Origin of the sequence: Microbispora catharanthi, assembly GCF_006334915.2 — a bacterium.
Classification (GTDB): Bacteria; Actinomycetota; Actinomycetes; order Streptosporangiales; family Streptosporangiaceae; genus Microbispora; species Microbispora catharanthi.
The window spans coordinates 194,653-219,122 of the sequence record NZ_VDMA02000008.1; the positions used below are offsets into that span (position 1 = coordinate 194,653).

General features: G+C 71.2%; 29 protein-coding genes, 2 tRNA genes and 1 other RNA gene. 19 read left to right on the plus strand and 13 right to left on the minus strand.

Annotated features, from left to right (window positions below; translation table 11 throughout):
* Positions 1-176: 176 nt before the first annotated feature.
* From FH610_RS17440 to upp, 4 genes are all read right to left on the minus strand, one after another.
* Entirely contained in the window at positions 177-707 is a 531-nt protein-coding gene (locus FH610_RS17440; protein ID WP_139575509.1) for a PH domain-containing protein, read from the minus strand.
* Positions 704-880 (minus strand): hypothetical protein, encoded by a 177-nt coding sequence (locus FH610_RS42880; protein WP_161628024.1) that lies wholly within the window; start codon positions 878-880, stop codon positions 704-706. Before FH610_RS42880 ends, FH610_RS17440 begins: the two co-directional genes overlap by 4 nt.
* A gap of 74 nt (positions 881-954) precedes the next feature.
* On the minus strand, positions 955-1,173 hold the full coding sequence (locus FH610_RS17445) for a hypothetical protein (protein ID WP_079314255.1): 219 nt from the start codon (positions 1,171-1,173) through the stop codon (positions 955-957).
* 173 nt (positions 1,174-1,346) lie between these two features.
* A complete protein-coding gene (gene upp, locus FH610_RS17450) occupies positions 1,347-1,985 on the minus strand; it encodes a uracil phosphoribosyltransferase (protein WP_139575510.1) in 639 nt (212 codons plus the stop codon).
* 138 nt (positions 1,986-2,123) lie between these two features.
* On the opposite strand from upp, the gene FH610_RS17455 reads away from it, so the two are divergent.
* The 4 genes from FH610_RS17455 (at position 2,124) to FH610_RS17470 (ending at position 3,759) form a co-directional block, all read left to right on the plus strand.
* Positions 2,124-2,612: a tRNA adenosine deaminase-associated protein gene (locus FH610_RS17455; RefSeq protein WP_030508646.1), complete on the plus strand. Its 489-nt coding sequence runs from the start codon at positions 2,124-2,126 to the stop codon at positions 2,610-2,612.
* Positions 2,613-2,627: 15 nt separating this feature from the next.
* Complete coding sequence (locus FH610_RS17460) at positions 2,628-3,110, plus strand: tRNA adenosine deaminase-associated protein (RefSeq protein ID WP_139575511.1); 483 nt, start codon at positions 2,628-2,630, stop codon at positions 3,108-3,110.
* A 32-nt stretch (positions 3,111-3,142) separates the two neighbouring features.
* Positions 3,143-3,613 carry a nucleoside deaminase gene (locus FH610_RS17465; RefSeq protein ID WP_139575707.1) on the plus strand — a complete coding sequence of 157 codons (471 nt, stop codon included), beginning with the start codon at positions 3,143-3,145 and terminating at the stop codon, positions 3,611-3,613.
* A 61-nt stretch (positions 3,614-3,674) separates the two neighbouring features.
* Positions 3,675-3,759: transfer RNA gene (locus tag FH610_RS17470), tRNA-Ser, on the plus strand.
* Positions 3,760-3,941: 182 nt separating this feature from the next.
* Here the strand turns inward: FH610_RS17470 and FH610_RS17475 are convergent.
* Positions 3,942-4,238, minus strand: a complete 297-nt coding sequence (locus tag FH610_RS17475; protein WP_079320148.1) for a type II toxin-antitoxin system VapB family antitoxin — start codon at positions 4,236-4,238, stop codon at positions 3,942-3,944.
* A gap of 56 nt (positions 4,239-4,294) precedes the next feature.
* Complete coding sequence (ypfJ, locus tag FH610_RS17480) at positions 4,295-5,155, minus strand: KPN_02809 family neutral zinc metallopeptidase (RefSeq protein WP_139575512.1); 861 nt, start codon at positions 5,153-5,155, stop codon at positions 4,295-4,297.
* A gap of 135 nt (positions 5,156-5,290) precedes the next feature.
* On the opposite strand from ypfJ, the gene FH610_RS17485 reads away from it, so the two are divergent.
* Positions 5,291-6,829, plus strand: coding sequence for a dolichyl-phosphate-mannose--protein mannosyltransferase (locus tag FH610_RS17485; RefSeq protein WP_338104552.1), 1,539 nt, complete (start codon positions 5,291-5,293; stop codon positions 6,827-6,829).
* A gap of 8 nt (positions 6,830-6,837) precedes the next feature.
* On the opposite strand, the gene FH610_RS17490 is transcribed toward FH610_RS17485, so the two are convergent.
* Both FH610_RS17490 and FH610_RS17495 read right to left on the minus strand, forming a co-directional pair.
* Entirely contained in the window at positions 6,838-7,695 is an 858-nt protein-coding gene (locus FH610_RS17490; RefSeq protein WP_139575513.1) for an MBL fold metallo-hydrolase, read from the minus strand.
* Between the two features lie 83 nt (positions 7,696-7,778).
* On the minus strand, positions 7,779-8,627 hold the full coding sequence (locus FH610_RS17495) for a LysR family transcriptional regulator (RefSeq protein ID WP_139575514.1): 849 nt from the start codon (positions 8,625-8,627) through the stop codon (positions 7,779-7,781).
* Between the two features lie 105 nt (positions 8,628-8,732).
* On the opposite strand from FH610_RS17495, the gene FH610_RS17500 reads away from it, so the two are divergent.
* Positions 8,733-9,458 (plus strand): SDR family oxidoreductase, encoded by a 726-nt coding sequence (locus FH610_RS17500; RefSeq protein WP_139575515.1) that lies wholly within the window; start codon positions 8,733-8,735, stop codon positions 9,456-9,458.
* Positions 9,459-9,576: 118 nt separating this feature from the next.
* Here FH610_RS17500 and FH610_RS17505 read toward each other — a convergent pair.
* Positions 9,577-9,662, minus strand: a tRNA-Ser gene (locus FH610_RS17505).
* An 86-nt stretch (positions 9,663-9,748) separates the two neighbouring features.
* Between FH610_RS17505 and ffs the strand changes: the two genes are divergently transcribed.
* From ffs to FH610_RS17540, 7 genes are all read left to right on the plus strand, one after another.
* An RNA gene (gene ffs, locus FH610_RS17510) (signal recognition particle sRNA small type) lies at positions 9,749-9,844 on the plus strand.
* 42 nt (positions 9,845-9,886) lie between these two features.
* A complete protein-coding gene (locus FH610_RS17515; protein ID WP_139575516.1) occupies positions 9,887-12,136 on the plus strand; it encodes a DNA polymerase III subunit gamma and tau in 2,250 nt (749 codons plus the stop codon).
* 177 nt (positions 12,137-12,313) lie between these two features.
* Positions 12,314-12,664, plus strand: coding sequence for a YbaB/EbfC family nucleoid-associated protein (locus tag FH610_RS17520; protein WP_139575517.1), 351 nt, complete (start codon positions 12,314-12,316; stop codon positions 12,662-12,664).
* Between the two features lie 3 nt (positions 12,665-12,667).
* Entirely contained in the window at positions 12,668-13,267 is a 600-nt protein-coding gene (recR, locus tag FH610_RS17525) for a recombination mediator RecR (protein WP_076439806.1), read from the plus strand.
* Complete coding sequence (locus tag FH610_RS17530; protein ID WP_079320095.1) at positions 13,260-13,790, plus strand: DUF5063 domain-containing protein; 531 nt, start codon at positions 13,260-13,262, stop codon at positions 13,788-13,790. The genes recR and FH610_RS17530 overlap by 8 nt, the downstream gene beginning before the upstream one ends.
* A gap of 99 nt (positions 13,791-13,889) precedes the next feature.
* Positions 13,890-15,164, plus strand: a complete 1,275-nt coding sequence (locus FH610_RS17535) for an aspartate kinase (protein ID WP_030508661.1) — start codon at positions 13,890-13,892, stop codon at positions 15,162-15,164.
* Entirely contained in the window at positions 15,161-16,228 is a 1,068-nt protein-coding gene (locus tag FH610_RS17540; protein ID WP_139575518.1) for an aspartate-semialdehyde dehydrogenase, read from the plus strand. The genes FH610_RS17535 and FH610_RS17540 overlap by 4 nt, the downstream gene beginning before the upstream one ends.
* Positions 16,229-16,231: 3 nt before the next feature.
* Here the strand turns inward: FH610_RS17540 and FH610_RS17545 are convergent, their stop codons facing one another.
* Positions 16,232-16,846, minus strand: coding sequence for a hypothetical protein (locus tag FH610_RS17545; protein WP_139575519.1), 615 nt, complete (start codon positions 16,844-16,846; stop codon positions 16,232-16,234).
* Between the two features lie 164 nt (positions 16,847-17,010).
* Between FH610_RS17545 and FH610_RS17550 the strand changes: the two genes are divergently transcribed.
* The 3 genes from FH610_RS17550 (at position 17,011) to FH610_RS17560 (ending at position 19,122) form a co-directional block, all read left to right on the plus strand.
* Positions 17,011-17,658 carry a TetR/AcrR family transcriptional regulator gene (locus FH610_RS17550; protein ID WP_240809026.1) on the plus strand — a complete coding sequence of 216 codons (648 nt, stop codon included), beginning with the start codon at positions 17,011-17,013 and terminating at the stop codon, positions 17,656-17,658.
* Positions 17,659-17,733: 75 nt separating this feature from the next.
* Positions 17,734-18,675 (plus strand): LLM class F420-dependent oxidoreductase, encoded by a 942-nt coding sequence (locus FH610_RS17555; protein ID WP_205825861.1) that lies wholly within the window; start codon positions 17,734-17,736, stop codon positions 18,673-18,675.
* Positions 18,676-18,771: 96 nt separating this feature from the next.
* On the plus strand, positions 18,772-19,122 hold the full coding sequence (locus FH610_RS17560; protein ID WP_139575522.1) for a YkvA family protein: 351 nt from the start codon (positions 18,772-18,774) through the stop codon (positions 19,120-19,122).
* On the opposite strand, the gene FH610_RS17565 is transcribed toward FH610_RS17560, so the two are convergent.
* The 3 genes from FH610_RS17565 to FH610_RS17575 form a co-directional block, all read right to left on the minus strand.
* Positions 19,119-20,315, minus strand: a complete 1,197-nt coding sequence (locus FH610_RS17565) for an amidohydrolase family protein (protein WP_139575523.1) — start codon at positions 20,313-20,315, stop codon at positions 19,119-19,121. The genes FH610_RS17560 and FH610_RS17565 overlap by 4 nt on opposite strands.
* Before the next feature lie 69 nt (positions 20,316-20,384).
* The gene (locus tag FH610_RS17570; RefSeq protein ID WP_139575524.1) at positions 20,385-21,170 is read right to left on the minus strand and encodes an SURF1 family cytochrome oxidase biogenesis protein; all 786 of its coding nucleotides are present in this window, start codon (positions 21,168-21,170) and stop codon (positions 20,385-20,387) included.
* Positions 21,171-21,219: 49 nt separating this feature from the next.
* Entirely contained in the window at positions 21,220-21,687 is a 468-nt protein-coding gene (locus FH610_RS17575) for a winged helix-turn-helix transcriptional regulator (protein ID WP_205825841.1), read from the minus strand.
* A 94-nt stretch (positions 21,688-21,781) separates the two neighbouring features.
* Here FH610_RS17575 and FH610_RS17580 point away from each other — a divergent pair, with 94 nt between their 5' ends.
* Genes FH610_RS17580 through FH610_RS17590 form a run of 3 tightly spaced genes read left to right on the plus strand, consistent with a single transcriptional unit; the run spans position 21,782 to position 24,362 of the window.
* Positions 21,782-22,285, plus strand: a complete 504-nt coding sequence (locus tag FH610_RS17580) for a GNAT family N-acetyltransferase (RefSeq protein WP_240809027.1) — start codon at positions 21,782-21,784, stop codon at positions 22,283-22,285.
* Positions 22,282-22,872, plus strand: coding sequence for a TetR/AcrR family transcriptional regulator (locus FH610_RS17585; protein WP_139575526.1), 591 nt, complete (start codon positions 22,282-22,284; stop codon positions 22,870-22,872). Before FH610_RS17580 ends, FH610_RS17585 begins: the two co-directional genes overlap by 4 nt.
* 11 nt (positions 22,873-22,883) lie before the next feature.
* Complete coding sequence (locus tag FH610_RS17590; RefSeq protein WP_420813721.1) at positions 22,884-24,362, plus strand: DUF7059 domain-containing protein; 1,479 nt, start codon at positions 22,884-22,886, stop codon at positions 24,360-24,362.
* Positions 24,363-24,470: the final 108 nt, after the last annotated feature.

Sequence of the window (24,470 nt, forward strand, 5' to 3'; positions counted from 1 at the left end):
CCGCGGACGCGGTCGCCGATGGTTCCCTGACTCGGCATCTGGTCTCTCAGGGCGGGGGAAGGGTCAATAGTGTCGCCATAATGGCACGAAGCGACCGAATCGTGTAACCCTCCGTCAAGAATCACGACGATGAAGGTTCGATCACGGTGTCGAGATATCGGACGGGGGACCGGCGGTCAGTCGTCGTCCCCGTCCTTGCTGGGGAAGATCATCTGGCAGACCTCGAGGTACAAGGTCTCCGGATAGGGGATGTGGGGGACGGTACGCAGGGCCTGATCCTGGCCGGCCGACTCCATCACGAACTCGCCATAGCCGAGCATGCGGCCGAGGAGCGAGCGTTGGAAGCTCATGTCGGTGACCTTGCTCAGGGGCATCATCGCGACCTTGCGCGTGATGAGGCCGGTGGTGAGAAGCATGCGCTGGGAGGTGACGACGAAGTAGTCGACCGACCACTCCGCGACCTTCCAGACGAATCGAACCAGTAGGAGGAGCCAGGCCCACCAGACGAGGGCGAGGGCCTGGCTCGCACCGTTGTCGCTCAGGAACTTGCTGAGGATTCCGGCGAGGATGAGCCCACCGAAGATCTCGGCGACCGGGCGCAGGAGGACGGCGGGGTGGCGCCGGACCATGATGACTTGGTGTTCGTGGGGGAGGAGGTAACGGTTGACCGACGACGGGGCCGAGTCCCCGTGGGTCACAAGTCTCATGTCAGGGTGGCGAAGAACTGCGCCATCGAGTCGGCCGCGCTGACGATTCCGGTAAAGGCCCCGTGGACCGTGTGGGCCGCGTCAGTCGGTCTCGTGAGCAGGTAGAAGCCCGCCGACACGATGAGCGTCCACTTGATGACTTTCTTCGCCTGCAACGCCGTCACCACTCCCATGACCAATACATTACCCAGACGCCCCGTTTGGTAAAGCGGCTAACCGCCAACGGGTTTCGTGATCGTGACGACGGTCAGCCCCGCTCCGCCGCGGCGGTCGCCAGGACCCGCAGATGCTTGCGGGCGATGCGCTCGACCAGTGCGGGGTGCGCGTGTCCGGTGACCTCGATGGCGCCGTGGTGGGCGGCCTGAACGCACCGGGTCACCGTCGCGGGAGGATGCACCCCCGCGAACTCGTCCCTGAGCAGGGCCTCGAGCTGTTCGTAGTGCTCGCCGGCCGGATGCTGGATCATCGCTCTCCCTGGTGGCGCGCCGCTCGCGAGAGCGCGAGGTGACGTCGTCATCACAGTGAGTACCCTACTGGCCGCACAGTGTAACCAGGGGCGGGATGCGGGACGGACCGCAGGAGAGGAAGGGAAATCAGACCCCTCGGGAAATCAGACCCCGGGGAATCGGGCGAGGGCGATCAGACGACGCCGTAAAGGCGGTCGCCGGCGTCGCCGAGGCCGGGCACGATGTAGCCGTTCTCGTTCAGCCGTTCGTCGAGGGCGGCCGTCACCACCCGGATCGGCCGGTCGCCGCTGCGGAACGCCTCGTCCAGGTATGCGATGCCCTCGGGCGCGGCCAGCAGGCAGATCGCGGTGACGTCCCGGGCGCCGCGGTCGAACAGGAAGTGGATCGCCGCGGCGAGGGTTCCGCCAGTGGCGAGCATCGGGTCGAGCACGTAGCACTGGCGGCCGGACAGGTCCTCCGGCAGCCGCGTGGCGTAGGTCTGGGCCTTGAGCGTCGACTCGTCGCGGATCATTCCGAGGAAGCCCACCTCGGCGGTCGGCAGGAGCCGGGTCATCCCGTCGAGCATCCCCAGCCCCGCGCGCAGGATCGGCACCACGAGCGGCACGGGGCGCGCCAGCCGTACGCCGTGGGCGGGGGCGAGCGGCGTGTCGACCGTCACGTCGGTGACCCGGACGTCCCTGGTGGCCTCGTAGGCGAGCAGCGTGACCAGCTCGTCGGCCAGGCGGCGGAACGTCGGCGAGTCGGTCCGCACGTCGCGGAGAGTGGTGAGCTTGTGGGCGACGAGCGGGTGGTCGACGACGAGGGTCTCCATGGGAAGAGAAGTTACCGTCTCCTGGGCAAACCCTCGACGTCGGCTGAGTCTTTGATCACGATTTGGAGTGAGCACCGTACGGTACGACTCCGATTCTGCGACCATTGCCTGCGTGAAGACCGTGCGGTGGGGAAGACGATGACAGACGTGGACACTCTTGACTTCGCCATCGTCGTCTATCGCGAGGAGGACCGCTGGGAGGCGGAGATGCTCCCGGTGGCGCTGACCTCCGATCTGGACGGACTCATTCACGCCCTCCGCCAGACCCCCAGCATGGGAACCACGATTGGCATGGTCGCCGTAGGGGATGACTTCTTCGTGGCGTTACGGGTCTTCGGCGAGCAGGTGGACGTCTTCCTCTCGGACATCACGGCCGCCTGGGAGTGGCCGCTGGCGCAGCAGGTCCTCGAATACCTCGACGTGCCCGTGCCCGAGGAGGAGGAGCTCGACAGCGTGCTTCCCGCCGGGGACCTGTCCATCTTCGCCGACCTGGGGCTCGACGAGATGGAGCTGGGCGCGCTGTCCGGCGACCTCGATCTGCTGCCCGACGAGGTCCTGTCCAGCATCGCCGCACGGCTGGGTTTCTCCCAGCCATTCGAACGCGCCGTCGACGCCGCCATCGGCTGACCTGGGGAGACGGCAATGCCCTCCAGATCCAACCTTTTCTCCGCCGGTTTCGCCCGCATCGACGGCCACTGGGCCGGCGCCGAGGTCGATCTCGGCGAGGCCGAGATCGCCGACGACCTGAGCGACGCCCTGCAGGAGGCCCTCGGGCTCAGCGGCGACGAGCTCGCGCTGCTGTGCGTGGAGGTCGAGGACGAGTGGTTCGCGATCATCCGCTATGAGGACGATCTCGACCCCCGCGTGTTCATCTCCGACGCGCACGCCGTGCAGAACGACCCCCTGGGCGAGATCTTCGCCGAGCTGGCCGGCGTCGTGGTGGACAAGGACGCGCCCGACCTCGGCATCCGTCCGGTCGGCGACCTGGAGCTGCTCGGCGACTTCTCGCTGAGCGCGGAGGAGCTCGTGGAGCTCAGCATGGAGGAGGGTGTGCTGCCCGCCGACATCCTCTCTCTCATCGCCGAACGGCTCGGCTTCGCCGACGAGCTCGACCGCCTGCGGTGACCGGCTCGCCGCCGGACACGTACGAGGCCGCCATGCGGCTGGCGCTGGCGGAGGCCGTACGGGCGGGCGGGCGCGGCGAGGTGCCGGTCGGCGCCGTCGTGCTCGGCCCGCCCCGATCCGGAGTGTCGCCGCCCGGCTCGCCAGGGCCGGGAAGGGTGCTGGCGGCGGCGGGCAACGACCGCGAGGCGAGCGCCGACCCCACCGCCCACGCCGAGGTGCTCGCCCTGCGCGCCGCGGCGGCGCGGATCGGCGACTGGCGGCTGACGGGCTGCACGCTCGTCGTCACGCTGGAACCCTGCACGATGTGCGCCGGCGCCGCGGTCCTCTCCCGGGTGGACCGCGTCGTGTACGGCGCGGTGGACGAGAAGGCCGGGGCCGCCGGATCGCTGTGGGACGTCCTGCGGGACCGTCGGCTCAACCACCGGCCCGAGGTGGTCATGGGCGTGCTGGCCGGTGAGTGCGCGGCCGTGCTGACCGAGTTCTTCTCGGGCCGCCGCGCCTGACTCGGCGGGCGGAAGGAAACGGATGCACGCGCAGTGGTGTTCGTCCGGTAAGCTGCTGCGCGGTGGAGTCGCCTAGTGGCCGAGGGCGCACGCCTCGAAAGCGTGTGTAGGGCAACCTACCGTGGGTTCAAATCCCACCTCCACCGCTCGACGAAAGAGCCGCCGATCCTGATCACAGGGTCGGCGGCTCTTTCGCGTCCACAGGCACCGGCCCGGCACGGCCGGTCGGAGCGCGTTCGTCACCCGGGTCCCGGCCCGCCGCCGCACGCCCGCCGCCACCCGGATGCCGGCCGGCCCGGCATAGGCGGCGAGCAGCGCCGGAGAGCGTCTAGTCCTGCAGCTCCAGCACGCGGGCGTGCAGCACCGAACGCTGGTGGAGGGCGGCGCGCAGGGCACGATGCAGGCCGTCCTCCAGGTACAGCTCGCCCTTCCACTGCACCACGTGCGGGAACAGGTCGCCGTAGAAGGTCGAGTCCTTGGCGAGCAACGAGTGCAGGTCCAGCACCGCCTTCGTGGTGATCAGCGTGTCGAGCCGGACCTGCCGGGGCGGGATCTGCGCCCACTCGCGGGACGACAGTCCGTGCTCGGGATAGGGCCGTCCGTCACCGACCAACTTAAAGATCACGGTATGTAGTTTAGGAGACGACGCAAAGCTTCGCGCCCGAGGCTCTGCCGGGGGTCTCAGACGCTCCCTGAGAAGGTGTCGCAGCGTGCCGGGTCGCCCGACGAGTAGCCGTTCGTGAACCACTTCTGCCGCTGGGCGGAGGTGCCGTGGGTGAACGCGTCCGGGTTGACCCTGCCCTGGGCCTGCTCCTGGATGTGGTCGTCGCCGACCGCGGCGGCGGCGTCGAGCGCCTCCTGGATGTCGGCGTCGGTGAACGGCTTGGCGTAGAAGCCGGTGTCCACCGCGTTCTTGGCCCACACGCCCGCATAGCAGTCGGCCTGGAGTTCGAGCCGCACCGAGCCGCTCTCCGCGCCCTGGTCCTGGCCGACGCGGTTCATGGTGCCGAGCAGGTCCTGCGCGTGGTGGCCGTACTCGTGGGCGATCACGTACGCCTGGGCGAACGGGCCGCCCTTGGCCCCGAACCGCGACTGCAGCTCGTCGAAGAACGACAGGTCCAGGTAGACGTGCTTGTCATTGGGGCAGTAGAAGGGGCCGACGGAGGAGTCCGCGGCGCCGCAGCCGGTCTGCACCCCGCCGGAGAACAGCGTGGTCTTCGCGCCGGTGTACCCCTGGATCTGCTCGCCCCAGTACTTCTGGATGCTGTTGACGACGCCCACGACCCGGCACTTCTCCGACTGGTCGGCGTCGGCGCCGGTCTTGCACTGCGCGCTCAGGTCGCTGGTCGGCTGCAGGCCGGCGGGCTCGTCGCCGCCGCCCGTGATGTTGCCGGGATTGACACCGAAGATCAGGGCCACGATGAGGGCGATGATGCCGGCGGCTCCGCCGCCGATGGCCAGACCTCCGCCGCGGAACCCGCCCCCACCGCCGACGTCCTCGACCTGCGAGGTGTCGAGTTGCGCTCGGTCATCGAAATCCATCTGCGACGCTCCCGATGGCGTTGCCGGTTGCTTGCCGGGGCTACTGCCCCGGGTGGCGGTGATCATGCCTGACGGTCTGCCATGCCGGATCCGTCTTGCTCTGATCTTCGTGTTTTGCCGGGTTAGGATCACCGCGTGCCCCTGACCGCCTTACCCCGGCTGGTGCCGCCGATGCCGGGCGGGCGGGGGTGGCTCGGCCCGCTGGCCGTGGCCGCTCTCGGGGGGTTCCTCCGGTTCTACCGTCTCGATGTCCCGCACGCGCTCGTCTTCGACGAGCTCTACTACGCCAAGGACGCCTACTCGCTGATCACGTTCGGCGTCGAGCGGCAGTTCGCCGACGGCGCCGACCAGGTGTTCGTACGCGGCGGCACGGACGTGTTCAAGGCGTGCGGGACGTTCGAGGAGTGCGCCGCCTACGTCGCCCACCCCCCGCTCGGCAAATGGCTGATCGGCGCGGGGGAGTGGCTCTTCGGCATCACGCCCTTCGGGTGGCGGTGTGTCGCCGCGCTCGCGGGCACGCTCAGCGTGCTGGTCCTGGCGCGGACCGCCCGCCGGATGACCCGCTCGACCCTCCTCGGCTGCCTCGCCGGTCTGCTGCTGGCCCTGGACGGCCTGCACCTCGTGCTGTCGCGCTCCGCGCTGCTCGACGTCTTCCTCATGTTCTGGGTGCTCGCGGGCTTCGCCTGCCTGGTCGCCGACCGCGACGCGGCCCGCACGCGCCTGACGGAGTGGTATCGCACCTCCGCCCTGCACGGGCCCGCTCCCCGGCTCGGCCCCCGGCCCTGGCGGCTGGCGGCCGGGCTGTGCCTGGGCGCGGCGACGGCGACCAAGTGGACCGGCGTGCTGTTCGTCGTGGCGTTCGGGATCATGACGCTCGTCTGGGACTGCGGGGCCAGGCGCGCCGTCGGCCTGCGCCGGCCATACCGGCAGGCGGCCCGTCTCGACTGGCCGCTGGGCCTCGCCTGGCTCGGCGCCGTACCGGCCGTCGTGTACGTCGCGTCGTTCGCCGGATGGTTCGCCTCGGCCGGCGGGTGGGGCCGCAACTGGGACCGCGCGACCTCGAACGGCTGGGCCTACTTCGTCTTCGACTCGCTTCGCTCGCTGGTGGACTACCAGAGCCAGGTGTTCGGCTTTCACCAGGGGCTGAGCGCGCACCACGACTACCAGTCGGATCCGTGGACCTGGCCGCTGCTGCTGCGGCCGGTTGCGTTCTTCTACCAGTCGCCCCACGGCACCTGCGGCGCCGCATCCTGCTCGCAGGCGATCCTCGGGACCGGCACCCCGGTGATCTGGTACGGCGGGCTGCTCGCGCTGCTCGCGATGGTGGGCTGGTACGCGAGGACCCGCGACTGGCGGGCGGGCGCCGTCCTGCTCGCCTACGCGGCGGGATGGCTGCCGTGGTTCTACTTCGCGCTGGCCGACGACCGCACGATGTACCTGTTCTACGCGATCCCGGCGGTGCCGTTCATGGTTCTCGCGATCGTGCTGGCATGCGGGCTCGTCCTCGGGCCGCCGGGCGCGCCGGCCGCGCGGCGCTCCACGGGGGCGACGGTGGTGGGCGCGTTCACGCTGCTCGCACTGGTGAACTTCTGGTGGCTGTCGCCCGTGCTCACCGCCGTGCCGGTGCCGTACGACGTCTGGCTGAGCCGCATGCTGCTGCGCGGCTGGATCTGATCCGATCGCTAGCTGTAGACGATGAACTCGGGATACACGTGGACGCCGGGCCGGCCCCCGATCTCCGCCACCGCGTCGCGGATCCGCCGCAGGTGCTCGACCGTCATCTGGAGCGGCGGCTCGTCCGGCTGGTAAGTGGTGCGGATCGGGTAGTCCTCGCCCGGCACGTTGGTCATCTCGATGTGGCAGCCGAGAACGTGGGTGACGGGCCGGGCCTCGGCGAGCTTCACCAGGCGGTCGACGGTCTGCTCGAACGCCGGCTGGTCCGCGACGTACAGCCGCCCGGGGTAGACGGTGTCACCGGTCAGGAGCAGGCCGGTGGGTGGGTCGTAGAACGTCACCGCCGACCTGTGGTGCCCGGGGCTCGCCAGCACGTCCAGAACGCGGCCGCCCAGGTCGACGCTCCCGGGAACGTCGAGATCGTCGCCGAGCCCGAAGAACTCGCGCACGTGCTCCACGCCGGGATCGACGACGACCGTGTCCGGGCGGTGGCGGAACTGGCCGTCGCCCGCGATGTGGTCGCCGTGGCCGTGCGTGTGGGCGACGAGGAGCCCGTAGTCCTCGCGGGGGTGATCGGCCAGCCAGCGGTCCACGATCTCGTCCACCGTCCGGCGCAGCGGGAAGTACGCGGGTGACGCCGTCGCGCCTGTGTCGAGCAGCAGGGCCCGGGTGTTCCCGAACATCAGGAACATGAAGGGCGCCTCGTAGTTGATCGCCTTGTTCTGGCGCAGGACGAAGGTGTGCTCGTCGTATCGGTGCACCTGGATGTCGGGGTCGGTGTTGTGCTTGGCCGACTCAGAGCCGTGAATCCACCGGACGTCGAGGTCCCCCGCTCGCGGAGTCGCAGGGAAGTCGATCTGTTCCATTCGGCCCACCCTCCTCTCTCCGTCCGGCGGATGTCCAGCCGACATTGGCCTGGCCCGCCGCGGGAGCCGGGAGGCAAGGACGGCTAGAGGCGGGTCGCGGCCCGGACCAGCCCGGCGACGGCGTGCGACCGGCTGTGCGGCGGCCATGCGATCACCGTCGTCACCGTCGGCGCGTCCAGCACCGGCACCGCGGCGAGATCGGGGCGCAGATAGGCCCGGCACGACTCCGGCAGCACCGCCGAGGCCCGGCCGAGCGCGATGAGCTGGCAGAGCTGCGCATGGTCCCGGGCCTCCGGGCCGGGGCCGTCCGGGTAGGTGCCGTCGGTGCGGGGCCAGCGCGGCGTGGGCAGGTCGGACAGCGCGGTGACGTCGGCCATCCGCAGGTGGGCCCGGCCGGTGAGGGGATGTCCGGCGGGCAGGACCGCGACCTGCCCCTCCGCGCGCAGCTCCTCGGTGTCGAACCCGGCCGTCGAGTCGAACGGCCGGTGCAGCAGCGCCACGTCGGCCCGGCCGTCGCGCAGCAGCCGCTCCTGCTCGCCGATCCCGCACAGGAGCACGTCGACGGCGACCGCGCCGGGCTCGGCGGCGTACGCCTCGAGCAGCTTCGGCAGCAGCTCGCCGGAGGCCCCGGCCTTCGTGACGAGGACCAGGCCGGGCCGGCCGGTCGCGGCGAGGGCGGCACGGCGGGTGCGGCGCTCGGCGGCCTCGACCGCGTCGAGGGCCGCCTGGCCCTCGCGCAGCAGCACCGACCCGGCCTCGGTCAGCGTGACGGTGCGGCTCGTGCGGTCCAGCAGCGTCACCCCGAGCCGCCGTTCGAGCTGCCCGATCGCCCGCGACAGCGGCGGCTGCGCGATCCCGAGCCGCTGCGCGGCCCGCCCGAAGTGCAGCTCCTCGGCGACGGCGACGAAGTACCGCAGCTCACGCGTCTCCATGTCGCCACGGTATCGCCGGAAGAGAGTGATCGATACCCGGCAGGTATCGATGCCTACTCAAACGGTGTTGGAGGTTCCGCAGTGGGCGCGGACAGGATGAGACACATGAGCGAAGCGACGATCGCGCTGGTCACCGGCGCGAACAAGGGGATCGGATATGAGATCGCGGCCGGCCTGGGCGCCCTCGGCTGGAGCGTCGGAGTCGGTGTCCGCGACGAGGGGCGCCGGGAGGGCGCGGTGGAGAAGCTGCGCGCGGCGGGCGTCGACGCGTTCGGCGTGCCGCTCGACGTGACGGACGACGCGAGCGTGGCCGCCGCCGCCGGGCTGATCGAGGAGCGCGCGGGCCGCCTCGACGTGCTCGTGAACAACGCCGGGATAACGGGCGGCATGCCGCAGACGCCCACCACGGTGGAGCCCGCCACGATGCGGGCGGCCGTGGAGACCAACGTGATCGGCGTCATCCGCGTCACCAACGCGATGCTGCCGTTGCTGCGCCGCTCGGCGTCGCCGCGGATCGTGAACATGTCCAGCACCGTGGGCTCGCTCACCCGGCAGACCACTCCCGGCGCGGAAACGGGCCCGATCTCCGCCGCGTACGCGCCGTCGAAGACGTTCCTCAACGCCGTCACCGTGCAGTACGCCAAGGAGTTGCGCGACACGAACATCCTGATCAACGCCGGCTGCCCCGGTTTCTGCGCGACCGACCTCAACGGCTTCCGCGGTGTCCGTACGCCCGAACAGGGCGCGGCGATCGCGATCCGGCTCGCGACCCTGCCCGACGACGGCCCGACCGGTCAGTTCTTCGACGACGCCGGGCCGGTGCCCTGGTGACCCACGGCATCGCACGCGTCCGGCCTGGGTTCCACGAGGACGACGCGTGAGGTCCGGACACACGAAAGGCCCGGTTGGATGGACCGGGCCTTTCGCGTTCTTGCTGCTCAACCAAGCGCGGAGGATAGGAGATTCGAACTCCTGAGGGGTTGCCCCCAACACGCTTTCCAAGCGTGCGCCCTAGGCCAACTAGGCGAATCCTCCGTCGGACAGCTTAGCCCACTTTCCGGCGTGGTTTCGACTGTTGTCTCGACGGCCCGCGCACACCCGTCGAGTGGCTAGACTGTCCAACGGACCCCTCGCGCGGCGTCATCCTGTGAACCTCCCCAGGGCCGGAAGGCAGCAAGGATAAGCGGGCTCTGGCGGGTGTGCGAGGGGTCTCTCAGTTAGCGGGTACGCCGGCCGGGTCGACCCTCCAAGGAGGCGGCATGAGTCTTGCGCTGTACCGCAAGTACAGGCCCGGGACATTCGCCGAGGTCAAGGGGCAGGAGCACGTCACCGACCCGCTGCGCCAGGCGTTGCGCAGCGGCCGCATCCACCACGCCTATCTCTTCAGCGGCCCGCGCGGCTGCGGCAAGACCTCCAGCGCCCGCATCCTCGCCCGGTCTCTCAACTGCGAGAAGGGCCCGACGCCCGACCCCTGCGGGGAGTGCGAGTCCTGCGTCGCGCTGGCCCCCACCGGGCCGGGGCACCTCGACGTCATCGAGATCGACGCGGCGTCGCACGGCGGCGTGGACGACGCCCGCGACCTGCGTGAGCGGGCCTTCTTCGCCCCCGTCTCGGCGCGCTACAAGATCTACATCATCGACGAGGCCCACATGGTCACCCGTGAGGGCTTCAACGCGCTGCTGAAGCTGGTGGAGGAGCCGCCGCCGCACCTCAAGTTCGTCTTCGCCACCACCGAGCCGGAGAAGGTCATCGGGACGATCAAGTCCCGCACCCACCACTACCCCTTCCGGCTGATGCCGCCCGCGACCCTGCGCCGGCTCATGGAGGAGATCCTCGACTCCGAGTCCGTGCCGTACGAGCCGACGGCGTTACCGCTGGTCGTACGGGCGGGCGCGGGATCGGCCCGGGACACGCTGTCGATCCTCGACCAGCTCCTGGCGGGCGCCGACGAGTCCGGCATCACCTACCAGCGGGCGGTTTCCCTGCTCGGCTACACCGACGGCGATCTGCTGGACGAGGTGGTCGACGCGTTCGCCAAGCGGGACGGCGCGGCCGTGTTCCAGGCCGTGCACCGGGTCATCGAGGGCGGTCACGACCCGCGCCGCTTCGCCACGGACCTGCTCGAACGCTTCCGCGACCTGGTGATCCTGTCCAACGTTCCCGAGGCCGCGGGCAGCGGCCTGCTCGACCGGCCGGCCGACGAACTGGAGCGTCTGCAGGCGCAGGCGGCGTCGATGGGCCCCGCCGAGCTGACCCGGGCGGCCGAGGTGTTCAACGCCGGGCTGACCGAGATGCGCGGTGCGACCTCCCCCCGCCTGCTGCTGGAGCTGATGTGCGCCCGCGTGCTGCTGCCCGGGGCCGACCAGGGTGAGGCCGCACTGCTGACCCGGCTCGAACGGCTGGAGCGCGGCGTCGCGGCCGGGACGTACGCCGCCGCGCCGCAGGCTCCCACTGTTCCTCAGGCTCCCACTGTTCCTCAGGCTCCCACTGTTCCCCAGGCTCAAGCAGCTCCGCAGCCCGCGCCGCACCCCGTACCCGCACCCGCCGCTGCGGCCCCGGCTCCGGCTCCGCAGGTTCAGGCCGCCCCGGCGGCCGAGCGGAGCGCCGACGACTGGCCCACTCCCGTGCGGCCCGGCTCCGGGGCGGCGCCGCCGCCTCCCCAGGCGCAGCAGGCCCAGGCGCCCGCCGCGGGCGGGGGGCCGGTGCAGCACGCCTGGCCGCAGGTGCTCGAAGCGATCAAGAACCGCCAGCGGGTGGCCTGGATGATCCTCAACGCCCAGGGCAGGCTGCTCGGCGTCGAGGGCAACGTCGTGACCGTCGGCTTCGAGAAGCCGGGCGACGTCCAGGGCTTCCTCAAGGGCAAGCGCGACGAGGTGGTGGCCGCCGCGCTCGGCGACGTGCTCGGCGGCACCTGGCGCGTCGATGTCGTCGTCGGCGGCTCGGGTCCCGGCCCGGCCGGCCCCGCCACCCGCGGGCCGTCCGGTCCGCAGACGCCCACGCCGCCTCCCGCGTCCCCGGCTCCGCCGGCCGCGCCCGCCACGCCGGCTCCTGCGGCCATGCCGCCCACAGGGGCCTCGCCCGCGCCGGCGCCGGCCGCTCCCAAGGCCGCCCCGGCTCCGGAGCGGAAGGCCGCCGCACCCGCGGCGTCGCCCACGGCGTCGCCCGCGGTGTCGTCTACGGTGTCGTCCGCGGTGTCGTCCGGCGGGACGACCGACGAGTCGTGGCCCGACGCGCCGTCCGACGACTACGACGCGCCGTCCCCGGCCCCGCGATCCACGCCGAGCCCCGGCCTGGCCGCCGCGCGCTCGGCGGCCAGGGCCGCCGCCCAGACCGGCCCCCGGCAGGCCTGGCCGGAGACGGTGCCCGGCCGTACGGGCGGGGCCTCCCGTCCGGACGACGACGTGGACCCGCTCAACGACGACGACGCGGACGTCAGCGAGCTGTCCGGCATGGCCCTGATCCAGCGTGAGCTGGGCGGCCGCGTCATCGAGGAAATTGATCACTCCTGAGCGACTTCCCCGCCCGATGGACGGCCGCCGCATGGACGGAGACTGGTGGGGTAACCGGTGTCCGTCCGGCCGTGACCCGGCGCGGAACACGCACGCCGCGCCGGTGCGGAAACCGGGGCGGACGCCGTAGGCTCGTCGCGACGAACATGTCGCTGGACGCTGAGGAGCGCAACCATCGTGAATCCAGGGGATGTCAACCTCCAGCAGTTGCTGGAGCAGGCTCAGCTGATGCAGCAGCAGCTCGTCACCGCGCAGCAGGAGCTCAGCGACGCCGAGGTCGAGGGCAGTTCCGGAGGCGGCCTGGTCGTCGCCACCGTGAACGGCAGCGGCGAGCTTCTCGAGCTCGAGATCAGCCCGCTGGCCATCGACGCGAGCGACCCGGAGGAGACCGCGCAGACGATCGCGGACCTCGTGCTCGCCGCCGTGCGGGACGCCGTACGCGCCGCAGGGGAGCTGCAGCAGGAGAAGCTGGGCCCGCTCGCGCAGGGACTCGGGGGCGGCCTCGGCGGCCAGCTGCCGGGGTTCTAGAGCATGTACGAAGGGGTCGTCCAGAATCTGATCGACGAGCTCGGGCTGCTGCCCGGCGTCGGTCCCAAAAGCGCGCAGCGGATCGCGTTCCACCTCCTCGCGGCCGACCCGGCCGACGTCAAGCGGCTCGCGCACGCGCTGCTCGAAGTGAAGGAGAAGGTGCGCTTCTGCCGCGTCTGCGGAAACGTGGCCGAAGAGGACCAGTGCCGGATCTGCCGGGACCAGCGGCGTGATCCGCACGTCATCTGCGTGGTCGAGGAGTCGAAGGACGTGGTGGCGATCGAGCGGACCCGTGAGTTCCGCGGTCGCTACCACGTGCTCGGCGGGGCGATCAGCCCGATCGACGGCGTCGGCCCGGACGACCTGAAGATCCGCGAGCTGATGACCCGGCTGGCCGACGGCCAGGTGACCGAGCTGATCCTCGCGACCGACCCGAACCTCGAGGGCGAGGCGACGGCCACCTACCTGGCCAGGCTCGTCAAGCCCCTGGGATTGAAAGTGACCCGACTGGCCAGCGGTCTGCCTGTGGGCGGTGATCTCGAGTACGCCGACGAGGTCACTTTGGGCCGCGCTTTCGAAGGACGGAGGCTGCTGGATGTCTGACGAGTGGAACGACCTGGCCGCACGCGTCGCCGGACACGCGCAGAACTTCATCGACGGCCTCACCCGCCTGGCCGGCGGTGAGGGCGGCGACGCGACGCTGCCGCTTCTCCTGGTGGAGGTGGCCCAGGTCAGCCTCGCGGGCACCCAGCTCGGGGCCGCCCAGGACGTGATCCTGCAGGGCAACGTCGAGCCCGCGCTGAGCGAGGACCCCGACATCGACCCCCTCCGTACGGCTCTCGCCGCCCGCCTCGGCCCGGTGGACGACTACGCCGAGGTGTTCGACCCCTACAAGGACACCGTGGTCACCCCCTACCGGCTGTCGGACGACCTCACGGCGGTGGCGGCCGACCTCATCCACGGCCTGCGGCACTACCAGGCGGGCCGTCCGCTCGAGGCGCTGTGGTGGTGGCAGTACTCCTACTTCAACACCTGGGGCAACCACGCGGGCGCGGCGTTGCGGGCCCTGCAGGCGCTGGTCGCGCACACCCGGCTGGACGTCGTGGAAGAGGGCACCACGGTCTGATCCGGGGGTCTGAGCGTCCACATGCTGGTCGGTGCCGGTCTCGGTTTGGGACGTCCAAGTACACTGTGAGCTCCACGTCCTGATTCGTTGGAGATTCCAGTGGCGCTCGTTGTGCAGAAGTACGGTGGTTCCTCCGTAGCCGACGCGTCCTGCATCAAGCGGGTCGCCCAGCGGATCGTCGCGACGAAAAAAGCGGGCAACGACGTCGTGGTGGTGGTCTCCGCGATGGGCGACACCACCGACGAACTGCTCGACCTGGCCCAGCAGGTGTCGCCGCTGCCGCCCGGCCGCGAGCTCGACATGCTGCTGACCTCGGGTGAGCGGATCTCGATGGCGCTGCTCGCGATGGCGATCGCCAACCTCGGTCACGAGGCGCGCAGCTTCACCGGCTCGCAGGCCGGTGTCATCACCGACTCGACGCACGGCAAGGCGCGCATCATCGACGTGACGCCGAGCCGCATCCAGGAGGCGGTCGACGCCGGTCAGATCGCGATCGTGGCCGGGTTCCAGGGCGTCTCCCAGGACAGCAAGGACATCACGACGCTGGGCCGGGGTGGTTCGGACACCACGGCCGTCGCTCTCGCGGCGGCGCTCGGCGCGGACGTCTGCGAGATCTACACCGACGTGGACGGCATCTACACCGCCGATCCCCGCATCGTCCGTACGGCGCGGCAGATCCCGCGGATCTCCTACGACGAGGCCATGGAGATGGCGGCGTGCGGGGCGAAGATCCTGCACCTGCGCTGCGTGGAGTACGCCCGCAGGTTCGACCTGCCCATCCACGTCAGAAGCTCGTTCAGCACGAGGGAAGGCACCTGGGTCGTCTCCGACCCCTACAGCGAAGGAACCGAAGTGGAGCAGCCCATCATCTCCGGGGTCGCGCACGACCGGAGCGAGGCCAAGATCACTGTGGTCGGGGTGCCCGACAAGGTCGGCGAGGCCGCCGCCATCTTCCGCACGCTGGCGGACGCGGAGATCAACATCGACATGATCGTGCAGAACGTGTCGGCCGCGGCGACCGGTCGCACCGACATCTCCTTCACGCTCCCGGCCAACGACAGCCAGACGGCCCTCACGGCGCTGAAGAAGATCCAGAACCAGGTCGCCTTCGAGTCGCTGCTCTACGACGACCAGATCGGCAAGGTCTCCCTGATCGGCGCGGGCATGCGCTCGCACCCGGGCGTCACCGCCAAGTTCTTCGGCGCGCTGGCCGACGCCGGGGTGAACATCGAGATGATCTCGACCTCGGAGATCCGCATCTCCGTGGTCGTGGGACAGAACGAGGTGGACACCGCGGTCGCCGCCGCCCACCGCGCGTTCGACCTCGACGCCGACCAGGTCGAGGCCGTTGTGTACGGAGGTACCGGACGATGAGCCGCAAGCCCACCCTCGCCGTCGTCGGCGCGACCGGTGCCGTCGGCACCGTCATGCTCGAGATCCTGACCAACCGCACCGACCTGTCCGACGCGTACGGCGAGATCCGGCTGATCGCCTCGCCGCGCTCGGCGGGCAAGGTGCTGAGCGTGTGCGGCGAGGACGTCGTCGTCCAGGCGCTGTCGCCGGAGGCGTTCGACGGCGTCGACATCGCGATGTTCGACGTGCCGGACGAGGTCTCCGCCGAGTGGGCGCCGATCGCCGCCTCGCGCGGCGCGGTGGCCGTGGACAACTCCGGCGCCTTCCGGATGGACCCGGACGTGCCGCTCGTGGTGCCCGAGTGCAACCCCGAGCAGGCCCGCAACCGGCCCAAGGGGATCATCTCGAACCCCAACTGCACCACGCTGTCGATGATGGCCGCGATGGGCGCCCTGCACCGCGAGTGGGGCCTGCGCGAGCTGGTCGTCTCCTCCTACCAGGCGGTGTCCGGCGCCGGGGTGGCCGGCCCCGAGCGGCTGTACGCCGAGATCGAGGCCGTCGCCGGCGACCGGACGATGGGCACCGTGGCGGGTGACGTGCGCAAGGCCGTGCCCGACCTGGCCGACTCGCCGTTCCCGGCTCCGCTGGCGCTCAACGTGGTGCCGCTGGCGGGCTCGCTCAAGGACGGCGGCTGGACGTCGGAGGAGCTGAAGGTCCGCAACGAGTCGCGCAAGATCCTCGGCATCCCCGACCTGAAGGTCTCGGCGACCTGCGTCCGCGTCCCGGTGGTGACCACCCACTCGCTGGCCGTCCACGCGACGTTCGAGCGGGAGGTCACGGTCGAGGGCGCCCGGGCGATCCTGGACGCCGCGCCGACCGTCGTGGTGCTCGACGACCCCGCGAACGGCGTGTTCCCCACGCCGGCGGACGTCGTGGGCACCGACCCGACCTACGTCGGCCGGATCCGCCAGGCGCTCGACTTCCCGAACACGCTCGACCTGTTCGTGTGCGGCGACAACCTGCGCAAGGGCGCCGCGCTCAACACCGCCGAGATCGCCGCCCTGGTCGCGACCGAGTTCGCGTAAGGGTCACCTGAACAGCACGTCCCAATGGGTGGGCTCGTCCGCCCACACGTCGGACGGCGCGGCACGGTACAGTGCCGCGCCGTCCGCGCGCGTGCGCCAGTAGCGGTAGGTCCGAGTGACGTACGCGTCGAGGCACCGGTTGTGCGCGAGGTCCACCTTGTAGCCGGTGCCGTGGCTGTAGCGGCCGTCGGCGTGCCCGGTCTCGGTGCCGCCGGTGACCGTCACCGGGCAGCCGCTGTCCCGCCGCAGGTCGACGGTGCGCATCAGGGTGCCATACCGGATGGCCTCCAGCGACGTGCAGTACGGACGGCGGCGGTCGGCGCAGTCTTCGGTGGACTTCCAGCGCACCCCGGCGTCGAGCAGCAGGCCGGCCGCCCGCGCGTGGCCGATCCGCTCGTCCGCCGCCGTGGTGTCCCAGGTTCTCACCGTGGCGGTGAACGTGCCGGCCAGCAGCGGAGGAAGGGAGACCTCCCCCCTCACCTCGACGCCGACGCCGGGATCGGCCGCGGGCGGCGGGGACGGCGGTGGGACGGGGTTCCTGCCGTGCTGGATGGGCAGGGAGATCAGTACGGCGGTGCCGATGCCGGCCAGCCCCCGCCATGACGGGCGGACGTCCACGTGCCTCGTTTCCTTGGTGTTCCTCGGTCGACGACGGGGGCTGAGGTCTTCAATGCCACACGCGGGGGCCGGTCGGCCCGCTGCCACGAGGCGATTTGCCGCGACCCGTGGATCATCTTGTCGGTTCATGACCGGACGCGGGCCCGAGCCGTACAGTGACGAGCGTGGCCGAGAGTACACGGGAGCAAATCGTCGAGACGGCCCTCCGGTTGTTCAGGGATCGGGGGTACGAGGCGACCACGATGCGTGCCATCGCCGCGGAGGCGGGCGTGTCGGTGGGCAACGCCTACTACTACTTCAGGTCCAAAGAGCAGCTGATCCAGGCGTACTACGACCGGGCGCAGGAGACGCACGAGGCGGCCTGCCGTGAGGTGTTCGCCGCCGAGCGGTCGTTCGCCGGACGGCTCGGGGGCGTGCTGCGGGAATGGGTGCGGATCTCCGAGCCCTACCACGAGTTCGCGGTGAAGTTCTTCAAGCACGCGGCGGAGCCCAGCAACCCCCTGAGCCCGTTCAGCGCCGAGTCGGCGCCCGCCCGCGAGTCGGCCATCGCGCTCTACCGGGAGGTGGTCGAGGGATCGGCCGGGCGGATGGACGACGAGCTGCGCGAGGAGCTTCCCGAGCTGCTGTGGCTGCTGTGGATGGGGGTCGTGTTGTTCTGGGTGCACGACAGCTCGCCCGGCTGCGCGCGCACCTACCGGCTGATCGATCGGGTCGTCCCGCTCGTCGACCGGCTGGTCGGCCTGTCGCACCTGCCCGGCATCAAGGGCGTGGCCAGGGAGGTCATAGAGGTGGTCCACGAACTTCGGGCGTGACCGCGACTCCATACCGTCCGGTTGGTATGGTCAGGGTCCGAGACCTTGGAAGGGGTGGCCGTGGACCGCTGGGGCATGACGATTCCGTTCTTCGGGCAGACGCCGGTCGAGTCGAAGGAGCTCGTCGCCGAGCTGCCCGCGCTCGGCTACACCGACGCGTGGTCGGCCGAGGTGGGCGGCACGGACGGGTTCGTCCCGCTGGCCCTGGCGGCCGAGTGGGCGCCGTCCCTGCGCCTGGGCACCGCGATCGTCCCCGTCTACACCCGCGGCCCGGCCCTGCTGGCCATGTCGGCGGCCACGCTGGCCGACCTCGCGCCCGGCAGGTTCGTGCTGGGCATCGGCGCGTCGTCCCCGGTGATCGTGGGCAACTGGAACGCCGGCGAGTTCGACAAGCCGTACGCGCGGGTCCGCGACACCCTGCGTTTCCTGCGGGCGGCGCTGGCCGGGGAGAAGGTCACCGAGAGCTACGAGACCTTCGCCGTGAAGGGCTTCCGGCTGGAGAAGGCCCCTGCGACGCCGCCGAAGATCGTGCTCGCCGCGCTGCGGCCCGGGATGCTCCGCCTGGCCGCCCGCGAGGCCGACGGCGCCATCACCAACTGGCTGTCGCCCGGGGACGTACGGAAGGTGCGGGGCGAGCTGGGGCCGGAGACCGAGCTGATCGCGCGCCTTTTCGTCGTCGTGACCGAGGACGCGGCGAAGGCGCGCGAGATCGGCCGCCGGCTGCTGGCCGCCTACCTCACCGTGCCGGTGTACGCGGCGTTCCACGAGTGGCTGGGCCGGGGAGAGCTGCTGCGGCCCATGCGGGAGGCGTGGGCGGCCGGGGACCGCAAGGCCGCGCTGAAGGCGATCCCCGACGAGGTGGTGGACGACCTCGTCGTGCACGGCGACGCGGCGACCTGCCGGGCCCGGGTGCGGGAGTACGTGGCCGCCGGGCTGGACACGCCCGTGCTTGCCCCGCTGCCGGGTGGGGACCTGCCGCTCGCCGACACCGTACGGGCGCTCGCGCCCGGCGCCTGACGCCGTTCCGCTGCGCGCCTGACGGAACCGGCGGGGCGCCGCCGTACGTTAACCAGAGGGCAAAGCGGGCAGAGGTGTTCCCCTGGAGGTGTCCTCATGGTGAAGGCAGGACGTGCGGCGGCCACCTGGCGCGCCTACCGCGAGGTCTCCAAGCCCGGCTCGCCGGGATTCGGGGCCCGGCTGCGGGCCGTGCCCCGGATGCTCCGCGCCGCGGTGAAGGGCGACTACCCCGGCCTGACCAAGGGCAAGATCGCCATGCTCGGCATGGCCGTGGCGTACATCGTGTCGCCCATCGACGTGGTCCCCGACTTCCTCCTCGGTATCGGCGTCGTCGACGACTTCGGCGTGTTCCTGTGGCTGGCGAGCGCGCTGCTCGGCGAGAGCGGCCAGTTCGTCGAGTGGGAGCACGGCGGCCGGCCCGCCCAGACCGGCAAGGTCCGGCGTTAGAGCTGCTCCTGCCGCAGCCAGGCCCGCGAGGGCAGCGGGTGGCCGAACAGGCGGGCGGCGTTGCCGTACGAGACCCTGGCGATGTCGGCGGGGGGCAGGCTGCCGAGGTTGCGGGCGACGGCGCGCTGGGTGTCGGGCCAGGTGGACTCCGCGCGCGGGTAACCGGCCTCAAGCAGCACGCGCTCCATGCCCACGGCGAGCCGCACCGAGCTCAGCGCGCTGTCGTCGAGCGTGCCGAAGAAGAAGTTGCGCCGCAGCACCTCGCTGGGCTTGAGGCCGCCCTCCCAGCTCGGCTCGCCGGCCACGGGGTGATCGAGCGCGTAGTCGGCCCGCTCGGCGAGCATCGGCAGCCACCCGACGCCGCCCTCCACGATGAGGACGCGCAGCTTGGGGAAGCGCAGCGCCACCCCCGACCACAGCCAGTCGGCGCAGGCGAACATCGCGCTCGCCGGGATCAGCGTGGTGATCGCCTCGACCGGGGTGTCGGGTGAGGGCACCGGCGCCCAGGAGGACGCGCCGGTGTGCAGGCACACGACCGTCCCGGTCTCCTCGCAGGCGGCGAAGAACGGGTCCCAGTGGCGGCTGTGGATGGACGGCAGCCGCAGCCGGGTGGGGAACTCGGGGAAAACGACGGCCTTGAAACCGCGTGACGCGTTGGCCCTGATCTCCTTCGCCGCGATCTCGGGGTCGGGGAGCCAGGGAAGCTGGAGTGCGATCATGCGCTCGGGGTAGGTGCCGGCCCACACGTCGACGTGCCAGTCGTTCCAGGCGCGCACGAGCGCGAGCCCGAGGTCCTGGTCGCGGGTGCGGCCGAACGCCACCCCCGCCTGGTTCGCCAGCATGCCGGGGAAGCACAGCGCCGCCCAGATCCCGGCCCGGTCCATGTCGCCGATCCGGGCCTCGATGTCGTAGCAGCCCGGCCGCATGTCCTCGAAGCGGACGGGATCGAGCGTCCACTGTTCCTTGGGCAGGCCCGCGCCCACGTCCAGCCCGGCGCAGGGATAGGTGGCGCCGCTGTACCGCCACACCTGGTGGCCCGAGTCGGTCTCCACGACCTTGGGCGCGAGGTCCTTGTACTTCTCCGGGAGGCGGTCCTCGAAGAGGTCGGCCGGCTCGATCAAGTGATCATCGACCGAGATGATCACGTAGTCCCGCCGCCTCGGCTCTGGGTCGGGATGCAGCGGCGTAGTCACGGTAGTAAACGGTAGGGCCAAGGGATAACACCGTACAAGCTGCGAGGTCTCCGGTTGGTATCCGTTCGCTCACCTTGCGGCGCGTACGGTCACGGTTTGTGACACCTGCTCCGTACGGAGATCGCGGGCCTCCCGGCGCACCAGAAGCACCCAGCCGCCCACCGCGATCCCGATGAACAGCCACCACTGCACGGCGTACGCCAGGTTGAGCCCGCCTCCGGCGCCGACGTCGGGCGGGGGCAGGAGTTCGGGCGCGGGAGCGCCCTGCGGCTGCTGCGCGGTGAGCTCCACGAACCCGCCGAAGACCGCGTACGGCAGGCCCTCGGCGATCCGGGGCGTGTCGATCAGCAGGATCTGGCCGGAAGGCAGGCCGGACCGGTTCCTGATGCCGGTGTTGTCCTGCGTCTCCGCAGGGCGGAGCCGTCCGGTGACCGTCACCTCTCCCGTGGGCGGGGCGGGCACCTGCGGCGGAGTCTCGGCGGTCGCTCCGGCCGGGACCCAGCCCCGGTTCACCAGCACGGCGCCCTGCGGCGTGACGAGCGGAGTGACCACGTAGAACCCGACGCGGCTGTTGAGGGTGCGCCTGCGCACCACGAGCTCGTGGGCGGGGTCGTACCGTCCGGTGGCGGTGACGAGGCGATACCTGTCCCGCTCCGGCACCGGCACTCCGGTCCGGTCCAGCCGATCGAGCGGCACGGGCGCGGCGGCGAGGTTGGCGGTGATCCGCGCGCTGTCGGCCGACCGCTCCTCGAACCGTCCCCACTGCCACCTTCCCAGGAAGAAGAAGGCAGGGATCAGCACGAGCACGAGCAGGTGCAGCCCGACCCAGCGGCGCGAGAGGAGGAACCGGTACACGTCACCAGCCTAGGCAGCCACCGGGGTGGTATGGATTTCAGGCCGTGTCTCAGGCTGGGGTGCTGAGGCGGGCGCCGGGGCCGGGGCGGGGGGTCACCTCGCGCGGGCCGCCGACCTCGTGGCCGTCCTCGCACACCAGGTGCAGCGCGACGGGCGCGCCGCACTCACGGTGGGTCACCACGACCGGCGGTCCCTCGGGATCGGCCACATAGCGGTCGCCCCAGTGCATGAGCGCGATCATGATCGGGTAGAGGTCGAGGCCCTTCTGGGTGAGCCGGTACTCGTCGCGCTGGCGCTGGCCTGGCTCCTGGTAGGGCACCTTGCGCAGCAGGCCCTCGTCCACGAGCCGGGACAGCCGCGCGCTCAGCACCTGCCGGGGCGCGCCGGTGCGCGTCTGAAGGTCGGCGAACCGCCGGACGCCGTTGAACGCCTCCCGCAGGACCAGGAACGTCCACTTCTCGCCGAGCACGGCGAGGGTTCGCTCGATGGAGCAGTTGTCCACCCGATAACGCCGCATGTCGCGCATCGTAACCACAACATCCTCCCACATCTAAGTCTACTTGACAGACTCAGCTTGCCCAGGAGAGTCTGAGTCCATGTTGGGAACTCAGGTGAGGCTCCTTGTGGACATCCGCGCGGCGCGTCCTTGCGACGACGAGGAGCGGGTGCGGCACTTCGTGGAGGGCCTGTCGCAGGCCACGCTGACGAACCGCTTCTTCGTCGGCCTGGGCCGGCCGAGCGCGAGCCTGATCCGAGCGATGGTCGCGCGCGACGACAGGCGGGACGCGCTGCTCGCGCTGCACGGCGACGCCGTGATCGGGCACGCCATGAGCCACCTGGCCGAGGGCGAGGCGGAGATCGCGGTCGTGGTGGACGACCGGTGGCAGAGCCTCGGTGTGGGCTCGCGGCTCGTGCGCACCCTCCTGCGGCGGGCGTCCGTACGCGGTGCGGTCGTCGTCGGCATGGACGTCATGACCGAGAACCGGCGGGTTCTGTCCATGGTGCGCAGGGCCTGGCCCTCTGCCACAATCGACACACAGGGCACATCCGTCGAGATCAAAGCCGACCTCGCATTTGCAGAACAAGGTTCTGTTGGTTCACCATTGACTATGTGAAGAACGCGAAGAGCGGGCGAGACGGCAGGGCCAGGATCATCGAGGGCGCCCTGCGCAGGTTCAGCCAGAGCGGGGTGTCGGCCACCACCCTGGCCAGCCTCCGGCAGGAGAGCGGCGTCAGCGTCGGCAGCTTCTATCACCACTTCACGAGCAAGGAACACGTCTTCGGCGTGCTCTACGCCGAGATCCTGGACATGTACCAGGACGCCTTCGTCGGCGAGCTCGTCCGCCACGAGGACGCCCGCGCCGGCATCGAGGCCATCGTCGCGATGCACATGGCCTGGTGCGGCGAGCACCCCGAGCGTGCCCGCCTCCTGATCAGCGAGCGCCCGCCCCGGCGCAACGAGCCCGGCGGGCCGGAGGTCGCCGAATCGAGGCGCGAGTTCTTCCGGCAGGTCGCCGACTGGTGGCGGCCGCACATGAAGGACGGCGTGCTCCGCCCCGTCCCCGCCACCATGTGCTACGTGCTGTGGCTCGGCCCGGCGCAGGAGATGTGCCGGCTGTGGTTCAGCGGCGCCCACCAGCCCACCGAGGAGGAGATCCGCGAGCTGGGCGAGGCCGCCTGGAACAGCCTCAAGATGCCGTAGCCCCGCGATAGATTCGAGGCGTGGACGCCCCTTCTGACCTGGTCCGGCGGCTTCGCGACAGATTCGTGGAGGCCGGTTACACGATCGACGGCGTGCGTGAGCGGCTGGGCGACATGGCCGCCTCCGCCCTGGCCCGTGAGGAGATCGTGCCCGCGCTGCGCGCCACCAGGGACGCCGACCCCCTCGCCACGCTGATCCGACTGTGGTGGCTGGGCGCCCCGGCCAGCATGGCCGCCGCCGACCTCCCGCTGCAGGACCTCATCGAGGCCGGGCTGCTGGTGCGCCTGGGCGACTCCGTGCAGGCCACCGTGCACCTCCAGCCCTGGGACACCGGAACGGGCGACCCGGCGTACGTGGTGTCCGACCGCAAGGTGCGGCCCGGCGACCCCTCCCTGCGGCCCGACCACGTGGTCGGAGCGGGCGGCGCCTCGGCCAACCTCGCCCAGCTCGGCTGGACCGCCCCGGTCGGCCGGGCGCTCGACCTCGGCACCGGCTGCGGCGTGCAGGTGTTGCACCTGGCGCCCAGGGCGGAGCACGTCGTCGCGACCGACGTGAACCGCAGGGCCCTGCGGCTGGCCCGCCTCAGCTGGGGCCTGTCCGGCATGACCGGAGTCGAGGCGCGCGAGGGCTCGATGTACGACCCGGTGGACGGCGAGCGCTTCGACCTCGTGGTGTCCAATCCGCCGTTCGTCATCGCGCCCGAGGCCAGATACACCTACCGGGAGGCCGGGCGGCGCGGCGACGAGTTCTGCCGCGACCTCGTACGGCGCACGCCCCGGCACCTCGCCCAGGGCGGCCAGGCGCGCTTCCTCGCCAACTGGCTGCACGTCAAGGGCGAGGACTGGCAGGACAGGGTGGGCGGCTGGCTTGCCGAGACCGGCTGCGACGGCTGGGCCGTGCAGCGCGACGTGCAGGACCCGGCCGAGTACGTCGAGCTGTGGCTGCGGGACTCCGCGGAGCACGGCACCTCGGCCTACCGGGAGCGTTACGACGAGTGGCTCGGCTGGTTCGAGTCGATGGACGTGACCGGCGTCGGCTTCGGCTGGATCGCCCTGCACGACTCCGGCTCGCTGAGCCCGCTCGTGCGGGTGGAGGAGATGACGCAGCCGGTCGAGCCCCCGTCCGGCGCGCTGGTCGAGGAGGTTCTGCGCGCGGCGCGCGCCGCCCACGAGCTGTCCGACGAGGACCTGCTCGACGCGCGGCTGAAGGTGGCCGAGGGCGTCGTGGAGGAGCGCGTCGGCCCGCCCGGCGCCGACGACCCCTCCCGCATCGCCCTGCGGCAGACCCGGGGCGCGCGCCGTACGGCCGCCGTGGGGACGGTGGAGGCGGCCCTGGCGGGGGTGTGCGATGGCGATCTGCCCACGCGCCCGCTGCTCGCCGCGATCGCCGAGCTGACCGATGAGGACCCCGCCGCGGTGCTCCGCGACGCCCCCGCGGCGCTGCGCCCCCTGATCGCGGACGGTTTCCTGACGGTTGCAAGCCTCCGTTGATCGGAGTTTGAACGGCCCGGGCGACAGTGGTCCTGCGCGGGCTTCGGGGGGGTTCGGAGCCCGCGCGGAAGCCCGGCCGGTCGTCAACGTGAGGCGGCGAGTCGCCTT